Origin of the sequence: Pseudomonas sp. Irchel 3E13, assembly GCF_900187455.1 — a bacterium.
Lineage (GTDB): Bacteria > Pseudomonadota > Gammaproteobacteria > Pseudomonadales > Pseudomonadaceae > Aquipseudomonas.
The window spans coordinates 328,487-348,816 of record NZ_FYDX01000005.1; the positions used below are offsets into that span (position 1 = coordinate 328,487).

A 20,330-nucleotide genomic window follows, 5' to 3' on the forward strand; every position below is an offset into this window, starting at 1 on the left:
TTTTCGATACCCCGACCCTTTTTTTGCCAAGCCGAATCTAGCAGGAACCCATCATGGATGCGTTTGAACTTCCAGCCACCCTGGCCCAGTCCCTCCAACGTCGCGCCGCACAGACGCCGGACAAACTGGCGCTGCGGTTTCTTTCCGACGAAAAGGACCAGGGCCTCGTGCTGACCTACCGTGACCTGGACCTGCGCGCGCGAACCATCGCGGCCGCCCTGCAGTCCCAGGCTGCGCTGGGTGACCGGGCGATCCTGCTGTTTCCCAGTGGCCCGGACTATGTCGCGGCGTTCTTCGGCTGCCTGTATGCCGGTGTGATCGCGGTGCCGGCCTATCCGCCGGAGTCCAATCGCCGTCACCATCAGGAGCGCCTGCTGTCGATCATCGCCGACGCCGAGCCGAGCCTGGTGCTGACCGCCTCGGCCCTGCGCGAGAGCCTGTTGGAAGTGGCGGAACTGGCGGCCGATGGCGCCCCGGCGCTGCTGTGCGTCGACACCCTGGACAGTGCCCGCGCCGACGCCTGGCAAGCACCGGAACTGACCGGCGAACATATCGCGTTCCTGCAATACACCTCGGGTTCCACCGCGCTGCCCAAGGGCGTGCAGGTCAGCCACGGCAACCTGGTGGCCAACGAAAAACTGATCCGCCACGGCTTCGGCATCGACCTCAACCCGGACGACGTGATCGTCAGCTGGCTGCCGCTGTACCACGACATGGGCCTGATCGGCGGCCTGCTGCAACCGATCTTCAGCGGTGTGCCGTGCGTGCTGATGGCCCCGGCCTACTTCCTCAGCCGGCCACTGCGCTGGCTGGAAGCGATCAGCGACTACAAGGGCACCATCAGCGGTGGCCCGGACTTCGCCTACCAGCTCTGCGCCGCGCGGGTCAGCGATTCGGCGCTGGCCCGGCTCGACCTGAGCGGCTGGCGCGTGGCGTATTCCGGCTCCGAGCCGATCCGCCTGGACAGCCTGGACGCCTTCGCCGAGAAATTCGCCGGTTGCGGTTTCGACGCCAGCAGCTTCTTCGCTTCCTATGGCCTGGCCGAGGCGACCCTGTTCGTCGCGGGCGGCAAGCGTGGCCAGGGCATTCCGCACCTGCGTCTGGACGAGCAGGCGCTGGCGCGCAATACCGCCGAGCCGGGGCAGGGCAGCCCGGTGATGAGCTGCGGCACCAGCCAACCGGAGCACGGCGTGCTGATCGCCGATCCGCAAAGCCTGGCGGAACTGGGCGAAAACCAGGTCGGCGAAGTCTGGGCCTGTGGCCCGAGCATCGCCCATGGCTACTGGCGCAACCCCGAGGCCACGGCCAAGACCTTCGTCCAGCATGCTGGCCAGACCTGGCTGCGCACCGGTGACCTGGGCTTCATCCGCGATGGCGAGCTGTACATCACCGGCCGCCTGAAAGACATGCTGATCGTCCGCGGCCAGAATATTTATCCACAGGACATCGAGCAGACCATCGAGCGTGAAGTGGACGTGGTGCGCAAGAGCCGCATCGCTGCGTTCGCGGTCACCCAGGACGGTGTCGAGGGTATTGGCATCGCCGCCGAGATCGGTCGCAGCGTGCAGAAAAGCGTGCCCGCCGACGAATTGATCAAGCGCCTGCGTCATGCCGTGGCCGACGCTTTCCAGCAGGCCCCGAGCGTGGTGGTGCTGCTCAATCCCGGCGCCTTGCCGAAGACCTCCAGCGGCAAGCTGCAACGTTCCGCCTGCCGCACCCGCCTGGCCGATGGCAGCCTCGACAGCTACGCGGTGTTCCCGCAGCAGGCGGGCGCGGCCAAGGCCAGTGACGCGCTGCTGGCGCCGTCCAACCTGCAGGAACTGGTGGCCCGTACCTGGCGCGAGCACCTGCAAATCGAGGACGTCGCCGCCGCCGATCACTTCTTCCTGCTGGGCGGCAACTCCATCGTCGCGACGCAAGTGGTCGCCAGCCTGCGCGAAGCGCTGGGCATCGAGCTGAACCTGCGCCTGCTGTTCGAGGCGCCGACCCTGGAAGGCTTCGTTGCCGCCATCGAAGGCGTGCAGTCCGGCGCCCAGGTCCAGGACGGCATCGTCCGCCTGGCCGGCGACGAAGGGCTGCCGCAATCCCTGGCGCAAAACCGCCTGTGGTTCACCTGGCAACTCGATCCGCACAGCAGCGCCTACAACATTCCTGCGGGCCTGAACCTGCGCGGCGAACTGGACGAAGACGCACTGCGCACGGCCTTCCAGCGCCTGGTGGAACGCCATGAATCGCTGCGCACGCGCTTCTACGAAGAAGACGGCGTGGCCTTGCAGCGGATCGACGCCGCCAGTCCGCTGGCAATCTCGCGTATCGACCTCAGCGAGCTTGATGACGATGAACGCCGTGCCCGTGCCCTGGCGATCCGCGAGGAGCAGGCGCGTCTCCCGTTCGACCTGGAAAACGGCCCGCTGCTCCGGGTGCAACTCGTGTGCCTGGACGAGCAGGAGCACCAACTGCTGGTGACCCTGCACCACATCATCGCCGACGGCTGGTCGCTGAACGTGCTGATCGACGAGTTCTCGCGCCTCTATGCCGCCACCGTGCAGGACCAGCCGCTGGCGCTGGAACCGCTGCCGGTGCGTTACGCCGACTACGGCCAGTGGCAGCGCGAATGGCTGGCCCGGGGTGAAGCCCAGCGCCAACTGGATTACTGGAAAGCGCAACTGGGCGATGAGCAACCGAGCCTGAACCTCGCCACTGACCATCCGCGTTCCGCCCGTCAGCAACACAGCGCCGCGCGCTACAGCCTGCGCCTGAGCGCCGAGCTGAGCAGCGCGGTGAAAGCGGCGGCGCAACACAATCAATCGACGCCGTTCATGCTGTTGCTGGCCGGCTTCCAGAGCCTGCTGCACCGCTACAGCGGGCAGACCGATATCCGCGTCGGCGTCCCCGGCGCCAACCGTCCGCGCCTGGAAACCCAGGGCCTGATCGGCTTCTTCATCAACACCCTGGTGCTGCGCGCGGAACTGGAAGTCCGCCTGCCATTCGCGCAACTGCTGGCCCGCACCCGCCAGACCGCGCTGGAGGCCCAGGCCAATCAGGACCTGCCGTTCGACCAACTGGTCGAAGCCTTCCCGCAGGCCCGCGAACAGGGTCTGTTCCAGGTCATGTTCAACCACCAGCAGCGCGACCTGAGCGCGCTGCGTCGCCTGCCGGGGCTGCTGGCCGACGAGTTGCCGTGGCACAGCCGCGAAGCCAAGTTCGACCTGCAACTGCACAGCGAAGAGGACCGCAACGGGCGCATCAGCCTGTCGTTCGACTACGCCGACGAACTGTTCGAGCGCGCGACCATCGTCCGCCTCGCCGCGCATTACGTGCGCCTGCTGACCCAGGTCAGCACCGACGCCGACATCGCCCTCGGTGACCTGCAACTGCTGGACGCCGCCGAAGTGGCCCGTCAGCAAGACTGGAGCGTCGCCCCCTGCGCCCCGGCCAGCCGCTGGCTGCCGGAACTGCTGAATGAACAGGCCCTGCGCAGCCCCGAGCGCACCGCGCTAGTGTGGGATGGCGGCAGCCTCGACTTTGCCGGTCTGCACGTCCAGGCCAACCGCCTGGCCAACTACCTGCGCGACAAGGGCGTCGGTCCGGATGTGAAAGTGGCGATCGCCGTGGAGCGCTCGCCGCAACTGCTGGTCGGCCTGCTGGCGATCATCAAGGCCGGTGGCGCCTATGTGCCGCTGGACCCGGATTACCCGAGCGAGCGCCTGGCCTACATGCTGGCCGACAGCGGCGTGTCGTTGCTGCTGACCCAGAGCCACCTGCTCGGCGACCTGCCGAGCGCCGAGGGCGTCAGCGCTATCGCCCTGGACACCCTCAAGCTGGACAACTGGCCGAGCCACGCGCCGGGCCTGCATGTGCACGGCGACAACCTCGCCTACGTGATTTACACCTCCGGCTCCACCGGCCAACCGAAAGGGGTGGGCAATACGCACGCGGCCCTGGCCGAGCGCCTGCAATGGATGCAGGCCACGTATCAGTTGAACGAAACCGACGTGCTGATGCAGAAGGCGCCGATCAGCTTTGACGTGTCGGTGTGGGAATGCTTCTGGCCGCTGATCACCGGTTGCAAACTGGTCATCGCCGGCCCCGGCGAGCACCGCGATCCGCACCGCATCGCGCAGTTGGTGCGCGAGCACGGCGTGACCACGCTGCACTTCGTGCCGCCGCTGCTGCAACTGTTCATCGACGAGCCGCTGACCGCTGGCTGCGACAGCCTGCGCCGGGTGTTCTCCGGTGGCGAGGCGCTGCCCGCCGAGTTGCGCAACCGCGTGCTGGCGCAGCTGCCCAACGCGCAATTGCACAACCGCTACGGCCCGACCGAAACTGCGATCAACGTCACCCACTGGCACTGCCAGACCCACGATGGCGCGCGTTCGCCGATTGGCCGCCCGCTGGGCAACGTGATCTGCCGCGTGCTGGATGGCGAGCTGAATGCCCAGCCGGATGGCGTGGCCGGTGAGCTGTGCATCGGCGGCATCGGTCTGGCTCGTGGCTATCTGGGTCGCGCCGGGCTGACCGCCGAGCGCTTCGTGCCGGACGCTGCCGGCGAGCCGGGCGCTCGTCTTTACCGCACCGGCGACCGTGTGCGCTGGGCCGCCGATGGCGCGCTGGAGTATTTCGGCCGTCTCGACCATCAGGTGAAGCTGCGTGGTTTCCGCGTCGAACCGCAGGAAATCGAAGCCCGCTTGCTGGCGCTGGCGGGCGTTGGCCAGGCCGCGGTGCTGGTCCGCGAGACCGTCGCCGGCCCGCAACTGGTGGGCTACTTCACCGCCGAGGCGAGCGAGGAGGGCGAGGCCGCGCAAGTGGCGCGGCTCAAGGCCGAGCTGGCGCTGGAACTGCCGGAATACATGGTGCCGGCGCAACTGATGCGCCTCGACGTCATGCCCCTCGGCCCGAGCGGCAAACTCGACCGCCGCGCCCTGCCTGAACCGCAATGGCAATCCCGCGAGCACATCGAGCCGCAAACCGAGCTGGAACAGCGCATCGCCGCGATCTGGCGCGACGTGTTGGGCGTGCCGCGCATCGGTCTTGCCGATGACTTCTTCGAACTCGGCGGCCACTCGCTGCTGGCGACCCAGATCATTTCCCGCGTGCGGCAGAGCTGCGACGTCGAGCTGCCGTTGCGGGTGCTGTTCGAGCACCGCGAGCTGGGCGATTTCGCCGCCCGTGTCGCGGCGCTGCATGCCGCCGGCGAGCGCAACAGCCAGCAGCCGATCGGCCAGGTCGATCGTCGCCAGGCGGTGCCGCTGTCCTATTCGCAGCAACGCATGTGGTTCCTCTGGCAGATGGAGCCGGACAGCCCGGCGTACAACGTCGGCGGCATGGCGCGCCTGAGCGGCGCGTTCGATATCGGCTGCTTCGAGGCCGCGTTGCAGGCGCTGATCCTGCGCCACGAAACCCTGCGCACCACCTTCCCGAGCGTCAACGGCGTGGCCTGCCAGAAGGTCTCGGAAGAGACCGGCGTCGCCATGCAATGGCTGGATCTCTCGGCGCTGCCGGCCGCTGAACGCGAGGTGCGCCTGCACGCTTTCGCCGACAGCGAAGCGCACACGCCGTTCGACCTGGAGACCGGCCCGCTGCTGCGCGCCTGCCTGGTCAAGGCCGGCGAGCAGGAGCACTACTTCGTCCTGACCCTGCACCACATCGTCACCGAAGGCTGGGCGATGGACATCTTTGCCCGCGAGTTGGGCCTGCTCTACGAAGCCTTCCTCGACGGCAAGCCGTCGCCGCTGGAACCACTGGCGGTACAGTACCTCGACTACAGCGTGTGGCAGCGCCAGTGGCTGGAATCCGGCGAGCGCCAGCGCCAACTGGACTACTGGACCGCGCAACTGGGCAAGGAACATCCGCTGCTGGAATTGCCCGGCGACCGTCCGCGTCCCGCGGTGCAGAGCCACCAGGGCGAGCTGTTCCGCTTCGACCTCGCCGATGACCTGGCCGGCCGCGTGCGCGCCTTCAACGCGAAGAATGGCCTGACCCTGTTCATGACCATGACCGCCGCCCTGGCGGTGCTGCTCTACCGCTACAGCGGCCAGACCGACCTGCGCATCGGCGCGCCGGTGGCCAACCGTATCCGCCCGGAAAGCGAAGGGCTGATCGGCGCCTTCCTCAACACCCAGGTGCTGCGCGTGCAGCTCGACGGGCAGATGAGCGTCGGCGAGCTGTTCGAACAGGTTCGCCACACCGTGATCGAAGGCCAGTCGCACCAGGACCTGCCATTCGACCATCTGGTGGAAGCCCTGCAACCGCCGCGCAGCGCCGCCTGGAACCCGCTGTTCCAGGTGATGTGCAACGTGCAGCGCTGGGAATTCCAGCAGAGCCGCGAGCTGGCGGGCATGACCGTGGAATACCTGGTCAACGACGCCCGGGCGACCAAGTTCGACCTCAACCTGGAAGTCACCGAGCTGGATCACCGCCTGGGTTGCTGCCTGACCTACAGCACCGACCTCTTCGATGAGCCGCGCATCGCGCGCATGGCCGGGCACTGGCGCAACCTGCTGCAAGCGCTGCTGGATAACCCGCAACAACGCCTCGGCGAGTTGCCGCTGCTGGATGACAGCGAACGCCAGGGCTTGCTCGACAGCCTCGGCGCCGAGCCGGGCGAGCAGCGCCTCGACCAGTGCATTCACAGCCTGTTCAGCCAGCGCGTGCGCGCCAACCCCGAGGCCGGCGCGCTGACCTTCCGTGGCCAGACCCTGAGCTACGGCGAGCTGGATGCCCAGGTCAACCGCCTGGCCTGGATGCTGCGCGAGCGTGGCGTCGGCCCGCAGGTGCGGGTTGGCCTGGCACTGGAGCGTTCGCTGGAAATGGTCATCGGCCTGCTGGCGATCCTCAAGGCCGGCGGCGCCTACGTGCCGCTGGACCCGGAATACCCGCTGGAACGCCTGCAATACATGATCAAAGACAGCGGCGTGCGCCTGCTGCTCAGCGACGCCACCTTGCTCGACGCCTTGGGCGAGCTGCCCGAAGGCGTGGCGCGCTGGAGCCTGGAAGAGGACCTGGCGAAACTGGCCGGCTACCCGGACAGCGAGCCGCCGTTCATCAGCCTGCCGCAGCATCAGGCGTACCTGATCTACACCTCCGGCTCCACCGGCCTGCCGAAAGGCGTGGTGGTCAGCCATGGCGAAATCGCCATGCACTGCCAGGCGGTGATCAAGCGCTTCGACATGCGCCCGGACGACTGCGAGCTGCATTTCTATTCGATCAACTTCGACGCCGCCACCGAGCGCCTGCTGGTGCCATTGCTGACCGGTTCGCGGTTGGTGCTGCGCGCCCAGGGCCAATGGGATGCCGAGGAAATCTGCACGCTGATCCGCGAGCAGGGCGTGACCATTCTCGGCTTCACGCCGAGCTACGGCGGCCAGTTGGCACAGTGGCTGGCGACCCAGCAGCAACGCTTGCCGGTACGCATGTGCATCACTGGTGGCGAAGCGCTGACCGGCGAGCACCTGCAACGGATTCGCGCGGCCTTCGCCCCGGCATTGTTCTTCAACGCCTACGGCCCGACCGAAACCGTGGTCATGCCGCTGGCCTGCCTGTCACCGGCCGAGCTGGACGAGGGCCAGGCCAGCGTGCCGATCGGCAGCGTGGTGGGCGCGCGGGTGGCGTATATCCTCGACACTGACCTGGCGCTGGTGCCGCAAGGCGCCACCGGTGAGCTGTATGTCGGCGGCGCCGGCCTCGCGGTCGGCTATCACGAACGGGCGGGGCTGACCGCCGAGCGCTTTGTCGCCGATCCGTTCGCCACCGATGGCGGTCGCCTGTACCGCACCGGTGACCTGGTGCGCCAGCGCGCCGATGGTCAGGTGGAATACATCGGCCGGGTCGACCATCAGGTGAAGATCCGCGGTTTCCGTATCGAACTGGGCGAAATCGAAACCCGCCTGCTGGACCACCCGGCCATCCGCGAAGCGGTGGTGCTGGCGCTGGAAACGCCGGCGGGCAAGCAACTGGCCGGTTATCTGGTCAGCGACGTCGCCCATCAGGACGAGGCGCAACAGGCGCACCTGCGCGAGGCGCTGAAAACCGCCCTCAAGGCGCAACTGCCGGACTACATGGTGCCGACCCACCTGATCCTGCTGGACGCCATGCCGCTGACCGCCAACGGCAAGCTCGACCGCCGCGCCCTGCCTGCGCCGGACCCGGAGCTGAACCGTCAGCATTACGTGGCGCCGAGCAGCGAGCTGGAACTGACCCTGGCGCGGATCTGGGGCGAAGTCCTCAACGTCGCCCAGGTCGGCCTCAACGACAACTTCTTCGAACTGGGCGGCGACTCGATCCTGTCGATCCAGGTGGTCAGCCGTGCCCGTGCGGCCGGGATTCACTTCAGTCCTCGCGACCTGTTCCAGCACCAGACCGTGCAGAGCCTCGCTGCGGTGGCCACCACGCAAGAACTGGTCAGCGCCGAACAGGGCCTGCTCAGCGGCACTTCGGGCCTGACGCCGATCCAGCACTGGTTCTTCGAGACCCCGATCGCCAACCGTCAGCACTGGAACCAGGCGGTACTGCTGGAACCGACCCTCACCCTGCACGCCGCGCTGCTGGAACAGGCACTGAACGCCGTGCAGCACCAGCACGACGCCCTGCGCCTGCGCTTCAGCGAGCGTGACGGACAGTGGCAGGCGCAGTTCAGCGAGAACGCGGGCGATAGCCTGTTGCGGGTGGCGCAGGTCACCGACATGGCGCAGTGCGCCGACCTTTTCGATGACGCCCAGCGCAGCCTCGACCTCGCGCACGGCCCGCTGCTGCGCGCCTTGCTGGTGGACGGCCCGCAAGGGCAGCAACGCCTGCTGCTGGCGATCCATCACCTGGTGGTGGACGGCGTTTCCTGGCGCGTGCTGCTGGAAGACCTGCAAACCGCCTATCGCCAGTTGCAAGTCGGCGAGGCCGTGCAACTGCCGGCCAAGACCAGCGCGATGCGCGACTGGGCGGCGCGCCTGCACACCTATGCGGCAAGCGAATCGCTGCGCGAGGAACGCGACTGGTGGCAAGGGCAACTGGCTGGCGGGGCCATGCCACTGCCGGACACTAACCTCGACGGCGGCCAGCAGAACCTGCACGCCAGCACCGTCAGCGTGCGCCTGGATGCCCAGCGCACCCGCCAGTTGCTGCAAGACGCGCCGGCGGCGTATCGCACGCAGATCAACGACCTGCTGCTGACCGCCCTGGCCCGTGTGCTGTGCCAGTGGACCGGGCAGGCGTCGGCGCTGGTCCAGCTCGAAGGCCATGGCCGTGAAACCCTGTTCGACGAGATCGACCTGACCCGCAGCGTCGGCTGGTTCACCAGCGCCTATCCGCTGCGCCTGACCCCGGTGGCGAACGACGCCGCCGCGTCGATCAAGGCGATCAAGGAACAACTGCGGCAGGTGCCGCACAAGGGCCTCGGCTACGGCGTGCTGCGCTACCTCGGCGACGACGTCAGTCGCGCCGCGATGCAGGCGCTGCCGCTGGCGCCGGTCACCTTCAACTACCTCGGCCAGTTCGACCAGAGCTTTGCCAGCGACGCGCTGTTCCGTCCGCTGGAAGAATCCGCCGGCACCGCCCATGACCCGCACGCGCCATTGCCCAACGAACTGAGCATCGATGCCCAGGTCTACGCCGGCGAACTGGTGCTGCGCTGGACCTTCAGTGGCGAGCGCCATCAGGTCGCGACCATCGACAACCTGGCCACTGCCTACCTGGCGCAGTTGCAGGCGCTGGTCGAACACTGCGTCACCGAGGGCAATGGCGGTCTGACGCCGTCGGACTTCCCGCTGGCCAGCCTGACCCAGGCACAACTCGACGCGCTGCCGGTGCCGGCGGCGCGGATCGAGGACGTCTACCCGCTGACCCCGATGCAGGAGGGCATGCTCCTGCACACCCTGCTGGAACCGGGCACCGGCCTGTACTACATGCAGGACCGCTACCGCATCAACAGCGACCTCGACCCCGAGCGTTTCGCCCACGCCTGGCAGGCCGTGGTGGCCCGTCATGAAGCGTTGCGCGCATCGTTCTGCTGGGACGTCGGGCAGACCATGCTGCAGGTTATCCACAAGCCGGGCGACACCGCCGTCGAATACCTCGACTGGCGCGAGGTGCCGGCGGATGAACAGGAGCCGCGCCTGCAAGCGCTGCACAAGCGCGAGCGCGAGGCCGGTTTCGATCTGCTGCGGCAGGCGCCGTTCCACCTGCGCCTGATCCGCGTCGGCGAGGCGAACTACTGGTTCATGATGAGCAACCACCACATCCTGATCGATGCCTGGTGCCGTTCGCTGCTGATGAACGACTTCTTCGATATCTATATGGCCCTCGGCGAGGGCCGCGACGCGCAACTGTCGCCGCCGCCGCGCTATCGCGACTACATCGGCTGGCTGCAGCAGCGCGGCCTGGAACAGGCGCGCACCTGGTGGCGCGACAACCTGCGCGGCTTCGAGCGGCCGACGCCGATCCCGAGCGACCGGCCGTACCTGCGCGAGCACGCCAGCGAGCACGGCGGCATGATCGTCGGCGACGTCTACACCCGCCTCGAGGTGAAGGACGGCGCCCGCCTGCGCGAACTGGCCCAGCAACATCAACTGACCGTCAACACCTTCGCCCAGGCAGCGTGGGCCCTGACCCTGCGGCGCATGAGCGGCGACCGTGACGTGCTGTTCGGCGTCACCGTGGCCGGGCGTCCGGTGGACATGCCGCAGATGCAGCGCACCGTCGGCCTGTTCATCAACACCATTGCCCTGCGCGTCGGCCTGCCGCGCGACGGCCAGCGGCAGAGCGTGCGCCAGTGGCTGAGCGGCTTGCTGGACAGCAACATGGAACTGCGCGAGTACGAATACCTGCCGCTGGTGAACATCCAGGAAAACAGCGAACTGCCCAAGGGCATGCCGCTGTTCGACAGCCTGTTCGTGTTCGAGAACGCCCCGGTGGAAGTCTCGGTGCTGGACCGTGCGCAAAGCCTCAATGCCACCTCGGACTCGGGCCGGACCCACACCAACTACCCGCTGACCGCCGTCTGCTACCCGGGCGATGACCTCGGCCTGCACCTGTCCTACGACCAGCGTTACTTCGACGAGTCCACCGTCAACGGCATGCTCGCCGAGTTCAAGCGCCTGCTGCTGGCGCTGGTGGAAGGTTTCCATGGCGATATGGCCGAGCTGCCGTTGCTGGGCGAGGCTGAGCGCGAATTCCTGGTCAACGGCTGCAACCAGAGCGCCCACGACTACCCGCTGGAGCGCAGCTATGTGGCGCTGTTCGAAGAACAGGTCGCCGCGCATCCCGAGCGCATTGCCGTGTCGTGCCTGGAGCGTCAGGACACTTACGCCGAACTGAACGCCGCCGCCAACCGCCTCGGTCATGCGCTGATCGTGGCGGGCGCTGGCTTCGATCAACCGATTGCTTTGCTGGCCGAGCGTGGCTCGGACCTGCTGGGCATGATCGTCGGCAGCTTCAAGGCTGGCGCCGGCTACCTGCCGCTGGACCCGGCATTGCCGAACCAGCGCCTGAGCGGTGTGATCGCCCAGAGCGGCGCGCCAGTGCTGGTGTGCAGCGCCGCGTGCGAGGCGCAGGCGCGTGAACTGTTGGCCGGTCTGGACAGCCCGGTGCAATTGCTGGTCTGGGAACAAGTCCAGCAAAACACCGCCGCTGTGGATAACCCGGGCCGCTACAGCGCCCCGGACAACCTCGCCTACGTGATCTTCACCTCTGGTTCCACCGGCCTGCCGAAAGGCGTGATGGTCGAGCAGCGCGGCATGCTCAACAACCAGTTGAGCAAGGTGCCTTACCTCGATCTGAGCGACGCCGATGTAATCGCGCAGACCGCCTCGCAGAGCTTCGATATTTCCGTCTGGCAGTTCCTCGCCGCGCCGCTGTTCGGGGCCCGCGTGGATATCGTGCCGAACGACATCGCCCGCGATCCGCAGGCGCTGCTGGCCCACGTTCAAGCGCAAGGCATCAGCGTGCTGGAAAGCGTGCCGTCGTTGATTCAGGGCCTGTTGGCGGAAGAGCGGGTTTCCCTCGACGGCCTGCGCTGGATGCTGCCGACCGGCGAAGCCATGCCGCCAGAACTGGCGAAGCAATGGCTGCTGCGTTATCCACAGATTGGCCTGGTCAACGCCTACGGTCCGGCCGAATGCTCGGATGACGTGGCGTTCTTCCGCGTCGATCTGGATTCCACCCAAAGCACTTACCTGCCGATCGGCACGCCGACCGACAACAACCTGATCTACCTGTTGGACGACGCGCTGGAACTGGTGCCGCTGGGTGCCGTCGGCGAGTTGTGCGTGGCGGGTACAGGCGTCGGTCGCGGCTATGTCGCCGACCCGCGCCGCACCACGCCGGTGTACGTGCCGAACCCGTTCGGCGCACCGGGCGAGCGCCTGTACCGCACCGGTGACCTGGCACGCCGCCGCGCCGATGGTGTTCTCGAATACGTCGGCCGCGCCGACCATCAAGTGAAGATCCGCGGCTACCGCATCGAGCTGGGCGAAATCGAAACCCGGCTGCAAGAGCATCCGGCGATCCGCGAAGCGGTGGTGCTGGATATCGACGGCCCGCAGGGCAAGCAGCTTGCGGCCTACGTGACTACGAAAGTGGCGAGCGATGCCGAGGCCCTGCGTGAAGAACTGAAAACCGCACTGAAGGCCAGCCTGCCGGACTACATGGTGCCGACCCACTTCGTGCTGCTGGCGGCGATGCCTTTGACGCCGAACGGCAAGCTCGACCGCAAGGCGCTGCCGCAGCCGGACACCACCCTGTCGCAAACCGCCTACGTCGCCCCGGTCTCCGAGCTGGAGCAACAACTGGCCGCCATCTGGGCCGAGGTGCTGAAGATCGAGCGCGTCGGTCTCGATGACAGCTTCTTCGAACTGGGCGGCCATTCGCTGCTGGCGACCCAGGTCATCTCCCGCGTGCGCCAGGCCCTGAAGATCGAGCTGTCGTTGCGCAGCCTGTTCGAAGCCAAGGACCTGCGCGGCTTTGCCCGCCAGGTCGAGCACGGCGAAAGCAGCAAGTTGCAGGCCATCGGCAAGGCCGACCGCGGTCAGCCGCTGGCGCTTTCGTACGCCCAGCAACGGCAGTGGTTCCTCTGGCAACTGGAGCCGCAGAGCGCGGCGTACAACATGCCGGCGGCGCTGCGCCTGAAGGGCGCGCTGGATATCGCCGCGCTGGAACTGGCCTTCGAAATCCTGATCGGCCGCCACGAAACCCTGCGCACCACCTTCCGCCAGGACGGCAGCCAGGCCGTGCAGGTCATCCACGGGGTGGCGCCGTTCGTGCTGGCGCTGGAGCAACTGCCGGACTCGCCACTGCCGCGAGACGAACAGGTGCGCCTGTTTATCGAGGACGAAACCCTGCGGCCGTTCGACCTGGAACAGGGCCCACTGCTGCGGGTGCGCCTGCTGCATCTGGGCGAGAACGAGCATGTGCTGGTGCTGGTTCAGCACCATATCGTCACCGACGGCTGGTCGATGCCGATCATGGTCGATGAGCTGATGCGCCTGTACGCCGGCTACAGCCAGGGCGAGGACGTCGCGTTGGCGCCGCTGCCGATCCAGTACGCCGACTACGCCTTGTGGCAGCGCACCTGGATGGACGCGGGCGAGAAGGACCGGCAACTGGCCTACTGGACCGCGCAACTGGGCGGCGAACAACCGGTGCTGGAACTGCCGACCGACCATCCGCGTCCGCCGGTGCAGAGCACCGAGGGTGCGCAACTGCACCTAGAGCTGGACGCCGAACTGGCCGCGCGCCTGAAAGGGCTGGCGCAGGCGCAGGGCGTGACCCTGTTCATGCTCCTGCTGGCCTCGTTGCAGACCTTGCTGCACCGCTATTCGGGCCTGGGCGATGTGCGTGTCGGCGTGCCGATCGCCAACCGCAACCGCGCCGAAACCGAAGGCCTGATCGGCTTCTTCGTCAACACCCAGGTGCTCAAGGCCGAGGTGGATTCGCAGACCACCGTTGCCGCGTTGCTGCAACAGGTCAAGCGTCATGCCTTGCAGGCCCAGGCCCATCAGGACCTGCCGTTCGAGCAACTGGTGGAAGCGCTGCAACCCCAGCGCGACTTGAGCCGCAGCCCGCTGTTCCAGGTGATGTACAACCACCAGAACGAGGCGCCGCAACTGGTGCGCGAACTGGCCGGGCTGACCCTGCAAGGGGTGGCCTCGGAGAAGCACACCGCGCAGTTCGACCTGATGCTCAACACCGTCGAGCAGGACAACGGCCTCAGCGCGTCGCTGACCTACGCCACCGCGCTGTTCGAAGCGGACACCATCGCGCGCATGGCCGAGCATTGGCAGAACCTGCTGCGGGGCATGGTTGCCGATGCGCAGCAGCGTATCGGTGAGCTGCCGCTGCTGGGCGATGCCGAGCAGCAGCACATCCTGCGCGACTGGAACGCCACCGCCGCCGGGTTCCCAAGCGAGGCGTGCATCCAGAGCCTGATCGAGGCGCAGGTCGCCGCGACGCCGGACGCTCCGGCGCTGGTGTTTGCCGGTGAAGAGCTGAGCTACGCCGAGGTCAACCGCAGCGCCAACCAACTCGCTCACAAACTGCGCGAACTGGGCGTTGGCCCGGATGCGCTGGTGGGTATTTCGGTCGAGCGCAGCCTGGAAATGGTCATTGGCCTGGTGGCGATCATCAAGGCCGGCGGTGCTTATGTGCCGCTGGACCCGGATTATCCACAGGACCGTCTGGCGTACATGATCGAGGACAGTGGCGTGCAATTGCTGCTGACCCAAAAGGCGCTGGTTGATCGTCTGCCGATTCCAGCGGATATCCAGTCGCTTTGCCTGGATCAACTGGATCTGAACGGTTACAGCGACGCCAACCCGTCGCGGCACAGCGTGCCGGAAAACCTCGCCTACGTGATCTACACCTCGGGCTCCACCGGCAAGCCGAAAGGGGCGGGCAACAGCCATCGCGCCTTGGTCAACCGCTTGCACTGGATGCAGAAGGCTTACGGTCTGGACGGCACGGATACCGTGCTGCAAAAGACCCCGTTCAGCTTCGACGTGTCGGTGTGGGAGTTCTTCTGGCCGCTGCTGACCGGCGCTCGTCTGGCGGTTGCATTGCCGGGCGATCACCGTGACCCGGAGCGTCTGGTGGCGACCATCAACGAGTACGGCGTCAGCACGCTGCACTTCGTGCCGTCGATGCTCCAGGCATTCATGACCAGCGAGCTGGTCGAGTCGTGCGCCTCGCTGAAACGCGTCGTTTGCAGCGGTGAAGCATTGCCGGCCGAGCTGGCGGCTCAAGTGTTGAAACGCCTGCCACACACCGGCCTGTACAACCTGTACGGCCCGACCGAGGCGGCGATCGACGTCACCCACTGGACCTGCACCGTCAACGATCACCTGAGCGTTCCGATCGGTCAGCCAATCGACAACCTGAAAACCCACATCCTCGAAGACGGCCTGCTGCCCGCCGCGCCGGGCACCGCCGCCGAGCTGTATTTGGGCGGCGTCGGTCTGGCTCGCGGTTACCACAACCGTCCTTCGCTGACTGCCGAACGCTTTGTACCGGATCCGTTCTCCACCGAGGGCGGCCGCCTCTACCGCACCGGCGACCTGGCGCGTTACCGCGACGAGGGCGTGATCGAATACGCCGGCCGTATCGACCATCAGGTGAAGATTCGCGGTCTGCGCATCGAACTGGGTGAAATCGAAGCGCGTCTGCTGGAATACCCGGCCGTCCGCGAAGCCAGCGTGATCGATATCGACGGCCCAAGCGGCAAGCAACTGGCGGCGTATCTGGTGGCGCAGGACAGCGGCGAGTTGAAAGACGCGCTCAAGGCGCATCTGAAGGCCCATCTGCCCGAGTTCATGGTCCCCAGCCACTTCGTACTGCTGGAGAAAATGCCGCTGAGCGCCAACGGCAAGCTGGACCGCCGTGCGCTGCCCAAGCCCGATATCAGCCAGTCGCAGGCCGCCTATGTCGCGCCGGCGAATGCGCTGGAAACCCAACTGGCGGCGATCTGGGCCGACGTCCTCAAGCTGGAGAAGGTCGGCGTGACCGACAACTTCTTCGAGCTGGGCGGCGACTCGATCATCTCCATTCAGGTGGTCAGCCGTGCGCGTCAGGCGGGCATCGTGTTCAGCCCGAAAGACCTGTTCCAGCGCCAGACCGTGCAGGGCATCGCCCAGGTGGCGAGCCGCGCCGCGGTGGTGCGTATCGAGCAGGGTCCAGTGACCGGCGAAACCCCGTTGATGCCGATTCAGCATTGGTTCTTCGACAGCCCGATTCCTGAGCGTCATCACTGGAACCAGTCGGTGCTGCTCAAGCCGACCGTGCACCTGGAGGCAGCGCCGCTGGAAGCGGCCTTGCAGGCACTGCTGGTGCATCACGATGCGCTGCGCCTGAGCTTCGTCGAGGGGCGCGCACGCTTCCGTGACGCGGCGGCTGGCGAGTTGCTGTGGGTGCGCGAGCTGTCCAGCCGCGATCAATTGGCTGAACTGACCAACCAGGCACAACGCAGCCTCGACTTGCAGAACGGCCCGCTGTTGCGCGCCCTGCTGGTCAACCTGCCGCAGGGCGAACAGCGCCTGCTGCTGGTGATTCATCACCTGGCAGTGGACGGTGTGTCCTGGCGGATTTTGCTGGAGGACCTGCAAGCGGCCTATAACGGTGCCGCGCTGCCGGCCAAGACCCATTCGGTCAAGGTCTGGGCTGAGCACCTGCGCACCTTCGCCGGCAGCCCGGCGCTGGAGCAGGAACTGGGCTGGTGGCAGGCGCAGTTGCAGGGCGTCAGCGACGCACTGCCGCTGGACCGTGCCGACGGCGGCCGCCAGCACAAGCACGAAGCGACCGTTCGCACGAACTTGAACAGCGCGTTGACCCGCCAGTTGCTGCAGGACGCCCCGGCGGCCTACCGCACCCAGATCAACGACCTGCTGCTCACCGCGCTGGCCCGCGTCATCAGTCGCTGGAGCGGCAACGCCGAGACGCTGGTGCGCCTGGAAGGCCACGGCCGCGAAGACCTCTTCGAGGGCCTCGACACCACCCGCACCGTCGGCTGGTTCACCAGCCTGTACCCGGTGAAGCTGACCCCGGCGCTGGAGCTGGGCGCGTCGATCAAGGCGGTCAAGGAACAACTGCGCGCCGTGCCGAACAAAGGCCTCGGCTACGGCGTGCTGCGCTACCTGGGCAGCGACGCGGCGCAAGCCAGCCTCGCGGCGCTGCCGCAGGGCGAGATCGTCTTCAACTACCTCGGCCAACTGGATGCCAGCTTCGCCGCCGAAGACGCGCTGTTCGCGCCGTCTGGCGAAGGCAGTGGCGAAGGCCAGAGCCCCGAGGCGCCGCTGGGCAGCCTGCTGGCGATCAACGGCCAGGTGCTCAATGGCGCGCTGGAACTGGCGTGGAGTTTCAGCAACGAAGTGTTCGACGTCCAGACCGTGCAAGCCCTGGCCGATGCCTACGGCCAGGAACTGCAACACCTGATCGAGCACTGCGTGGCCGCCGGTGTTGCCGGGGTGACGCCATCGGACTTCCCGCTGGCCGGCCTCGACCAGCCGCAACTGGACAGCCTGCCGCTGGCCGCGGCGCAGATCGCCGACATCTATCCGCTGTCGCCGATGCAGCAGGGCATGCTGTTCCATAGCCTGTACGAGCAGGAGGGCGGCAGCTACATCAACCAGATGCTCGCGCAGGTGCGCGGCCTCGATGTCCAGCGCTTCCGCGCGGCGTGGCAGGCGGTGGTGGATAACCACGATGTGCTGCGGGCGAATTTCATCAGCGGCTTCGCCCAGCCGTTGCAGGTGATTCGCCGGCAGGTGGCGGTGTCCTTCGCCGAACTGGACGTGCGTGGTCAGACCCTATCGGACGAGGCCCTGGCGGCCTGGGCCGAGGCGGACAAACAGCGCGGCTTCGATCTGCAACGCGATCCGCTGCTGCGCCTGACCTTGCTGCGTACCGCCGAGGACAGCCACTACCTGGTGTTCACCAGCCACCACATCCTGCTCGACGGCTGGAGCAACTCGCGCATGCTCGGCGAGGTGCTGCAACGCTACAGCGGTCATGTGCCGCCGACGGGCAAGCGCTACCGCGACTACATCGAATGGCTGCAACGCCAGGACGCCAAGGTCGGCCAGGACTTCTGGCTGGGCCAACTGGCCGAGCTGGACGAGCCGACCCGCCTGGTGCCGGTGTTCAAGGCACCGGTGGAAGGCGAGGGCTTCGCCGACCTGTTGTTGACCCTGGACAGCACACGCACTCGTCGCCTCAACGACTTCGCCCGCGACCAGCGCGTCACCGCCAACACCTTGTTGCAAGCGGCCTGGATGCTGGTGTTGCAACGCTACACCGGGCAGTCGGGCGTGACCTTCGGCGCCACCGTCGCCGGGCGTCCGGCCGACCTGTCGGGTGTCGAAGAACAGCTTGGCCTGTTCATCAACACCTTGCCGGTGGTGGGCCGTCCGCGGGTCGAGCAGACCGTGGCCGAGTGGGTGCAACAGGTCCAGGCGCAGAACCTGGCCCTGCGCGAACACGAGCACACGCCGCTGTATGACATCCAGCGCTGGGCGGGCTGGAATGGCGAAGCGCTGTTCGACTCGATCATGGTCTTCGAGAACTACCCGATCGCCGATGCGCTGCATGGCGCGGCGCCGGATGCACTGGTGTTCGACAAGGTGGTCAGCCAGGAGCAGACCCACTATCCGCTGACCCTGGTGATCGAGGCGGGCGACGAGTTGGCCGTGCGCATGAGCTACGACCGTCAGCAACTGGCCGGCGATACCGTCGCGCAACTGGCGGCGCATTTCGAGCACCTGCTGCTGGCGCTGGTGGCCAATCCGCAGGCGGCGCTGGGTGAGTTGTCGATGCTGTCCGCGGTCGAGCAACAACACATCCTCGGCGACTGGAACGCTACCGCCGCCGAGTTCCCAAGCGAGGCGTGCATTCAGAGCCTGATCGAGGCGCAGGTTGCCGCGACGCCGGACGCTCCGGCGCTGGTCTTCGCGGGTGAAGAACTGAGCTACGCCGAGGTCAACCGCCGCGCCAACCAACTCGCTCACAAACTGCGCGAGCTGGGCGTTGGCCCGGATGCGCTGGTGGGCATTTCGGTCGAGCGCAGCCTGGAAATGGTGATTGGCCTGGTGGCGATCATCAAGGCCGGCGGTGCTTATGTGCCGCTGGACCCCGATTATCCACAGGACCGTCTGGCGTACATGATCGAGGACAGTGGTGTGCAACTGCTGCTGACCCAAAAGGCACTGGTTGATCGTCTGCCGATTCCAACGGGTATCCAGTCGCTTTGCCTGGATCAACTGGATCTGAACGGTTACAGCGACGCCAACCCGTCGCTGCACAGCGTGCCGGAAAACCTCGCCTACGTGATCTATACCTCGGGCTCCACTGGTAAACCGAAAGGCGCCGGCAACAGCCATCGCGCCTTGGTCAACCGTCTGCACTGGATGCAGAAGGCCTACGGTCTGGACGGCACGGATACCGTGCTGCAAAAGACCCCGTTCAGCTTCGACGTGTCGGTGTGGGAGTTCTTCTGGCCGCTGCTGACCGGTGCCCGTCTGGCGGTAGCGCTGCCGGGCGATCACCGCGATCCGGAGCGTCTGGTGGCGACCATCAACGAGTACGGCGTCAGCACGCTGCACTTCGTGCCGTCGATGCTTCAGGCATTCATGACCAGCGAGCACGTTGAAAGCTGTGCCAGCCTCAAGCGCGTCGTTTGCAGCGGTGAAGCACTGCCGGCCGAGCTGGCCGCCCAAGTGTTGAAACGCCTGCCACACAGCGGGCTGTACAACCTGTACGGTCCGACCGAGGCGGCGATCGACGTCACTCACTGGACCTGCACCGTCAACGATCACCTGAGCGTTCCAATTGGTCAGCCGATCGACAACCTGAAAACCCACATCCTCGAAGACGGCCTGCTGCCCGCTGCACCGGGCACCGCCGCCGAGCTGTATTTGGGCGGCGTCGGTCTGGCCCGCGGTTACCACAACCGTCCTTCGCTGACCGCCGAACGCTTTGTGCCGGATCCGTTCTCCACCGAGGGCGGCCGCCTCTACCGCACCGGCGACCTGGCGCGTTACCGCGACGAGGGCGTGATCGAGTACGCCGGCCGTATCGACCATCAAGTGAAGATTCGCGGCTTGCGGATCGAGCTGGGTGAAATCGAAGCGCGCCTGCTGGAATACCCGGCAGTCCGCGAAGCCAGCGTGATCGATATCGATGGCCCGAGCGGCAAGCAACTGGCGGCCTATCTGGTGGCTCAGGACAGCGGCGAGTTGAAAGACGCGCTCAAGGCGCATCTGAAGGCCCATCTGCCCGAGTTCATGGTCCCCAGCCACTTCGTACTGCTGGAGAAAATGCCGCTGAGCGCCAACGGCAAGCTGGACCGCCGTGCGCTGCCG

The 20,330-nt window shown here is 66.7% G+C and carries 1 protein-coding gene; it reads left to right on the forward strand.

Annotated features, from left to right (window positions below; translation table 11 throughout):
- Window positions 1-53: 53 nt before the first annotated feature.
- The coding region (locus tag CKW37_RS10680; protein ID WP_095155656.1) for a non-ribosomal peptide synthetase at window positions 54-20,330 on the forward strand (20,277 nt) is incomplete at its 3' end.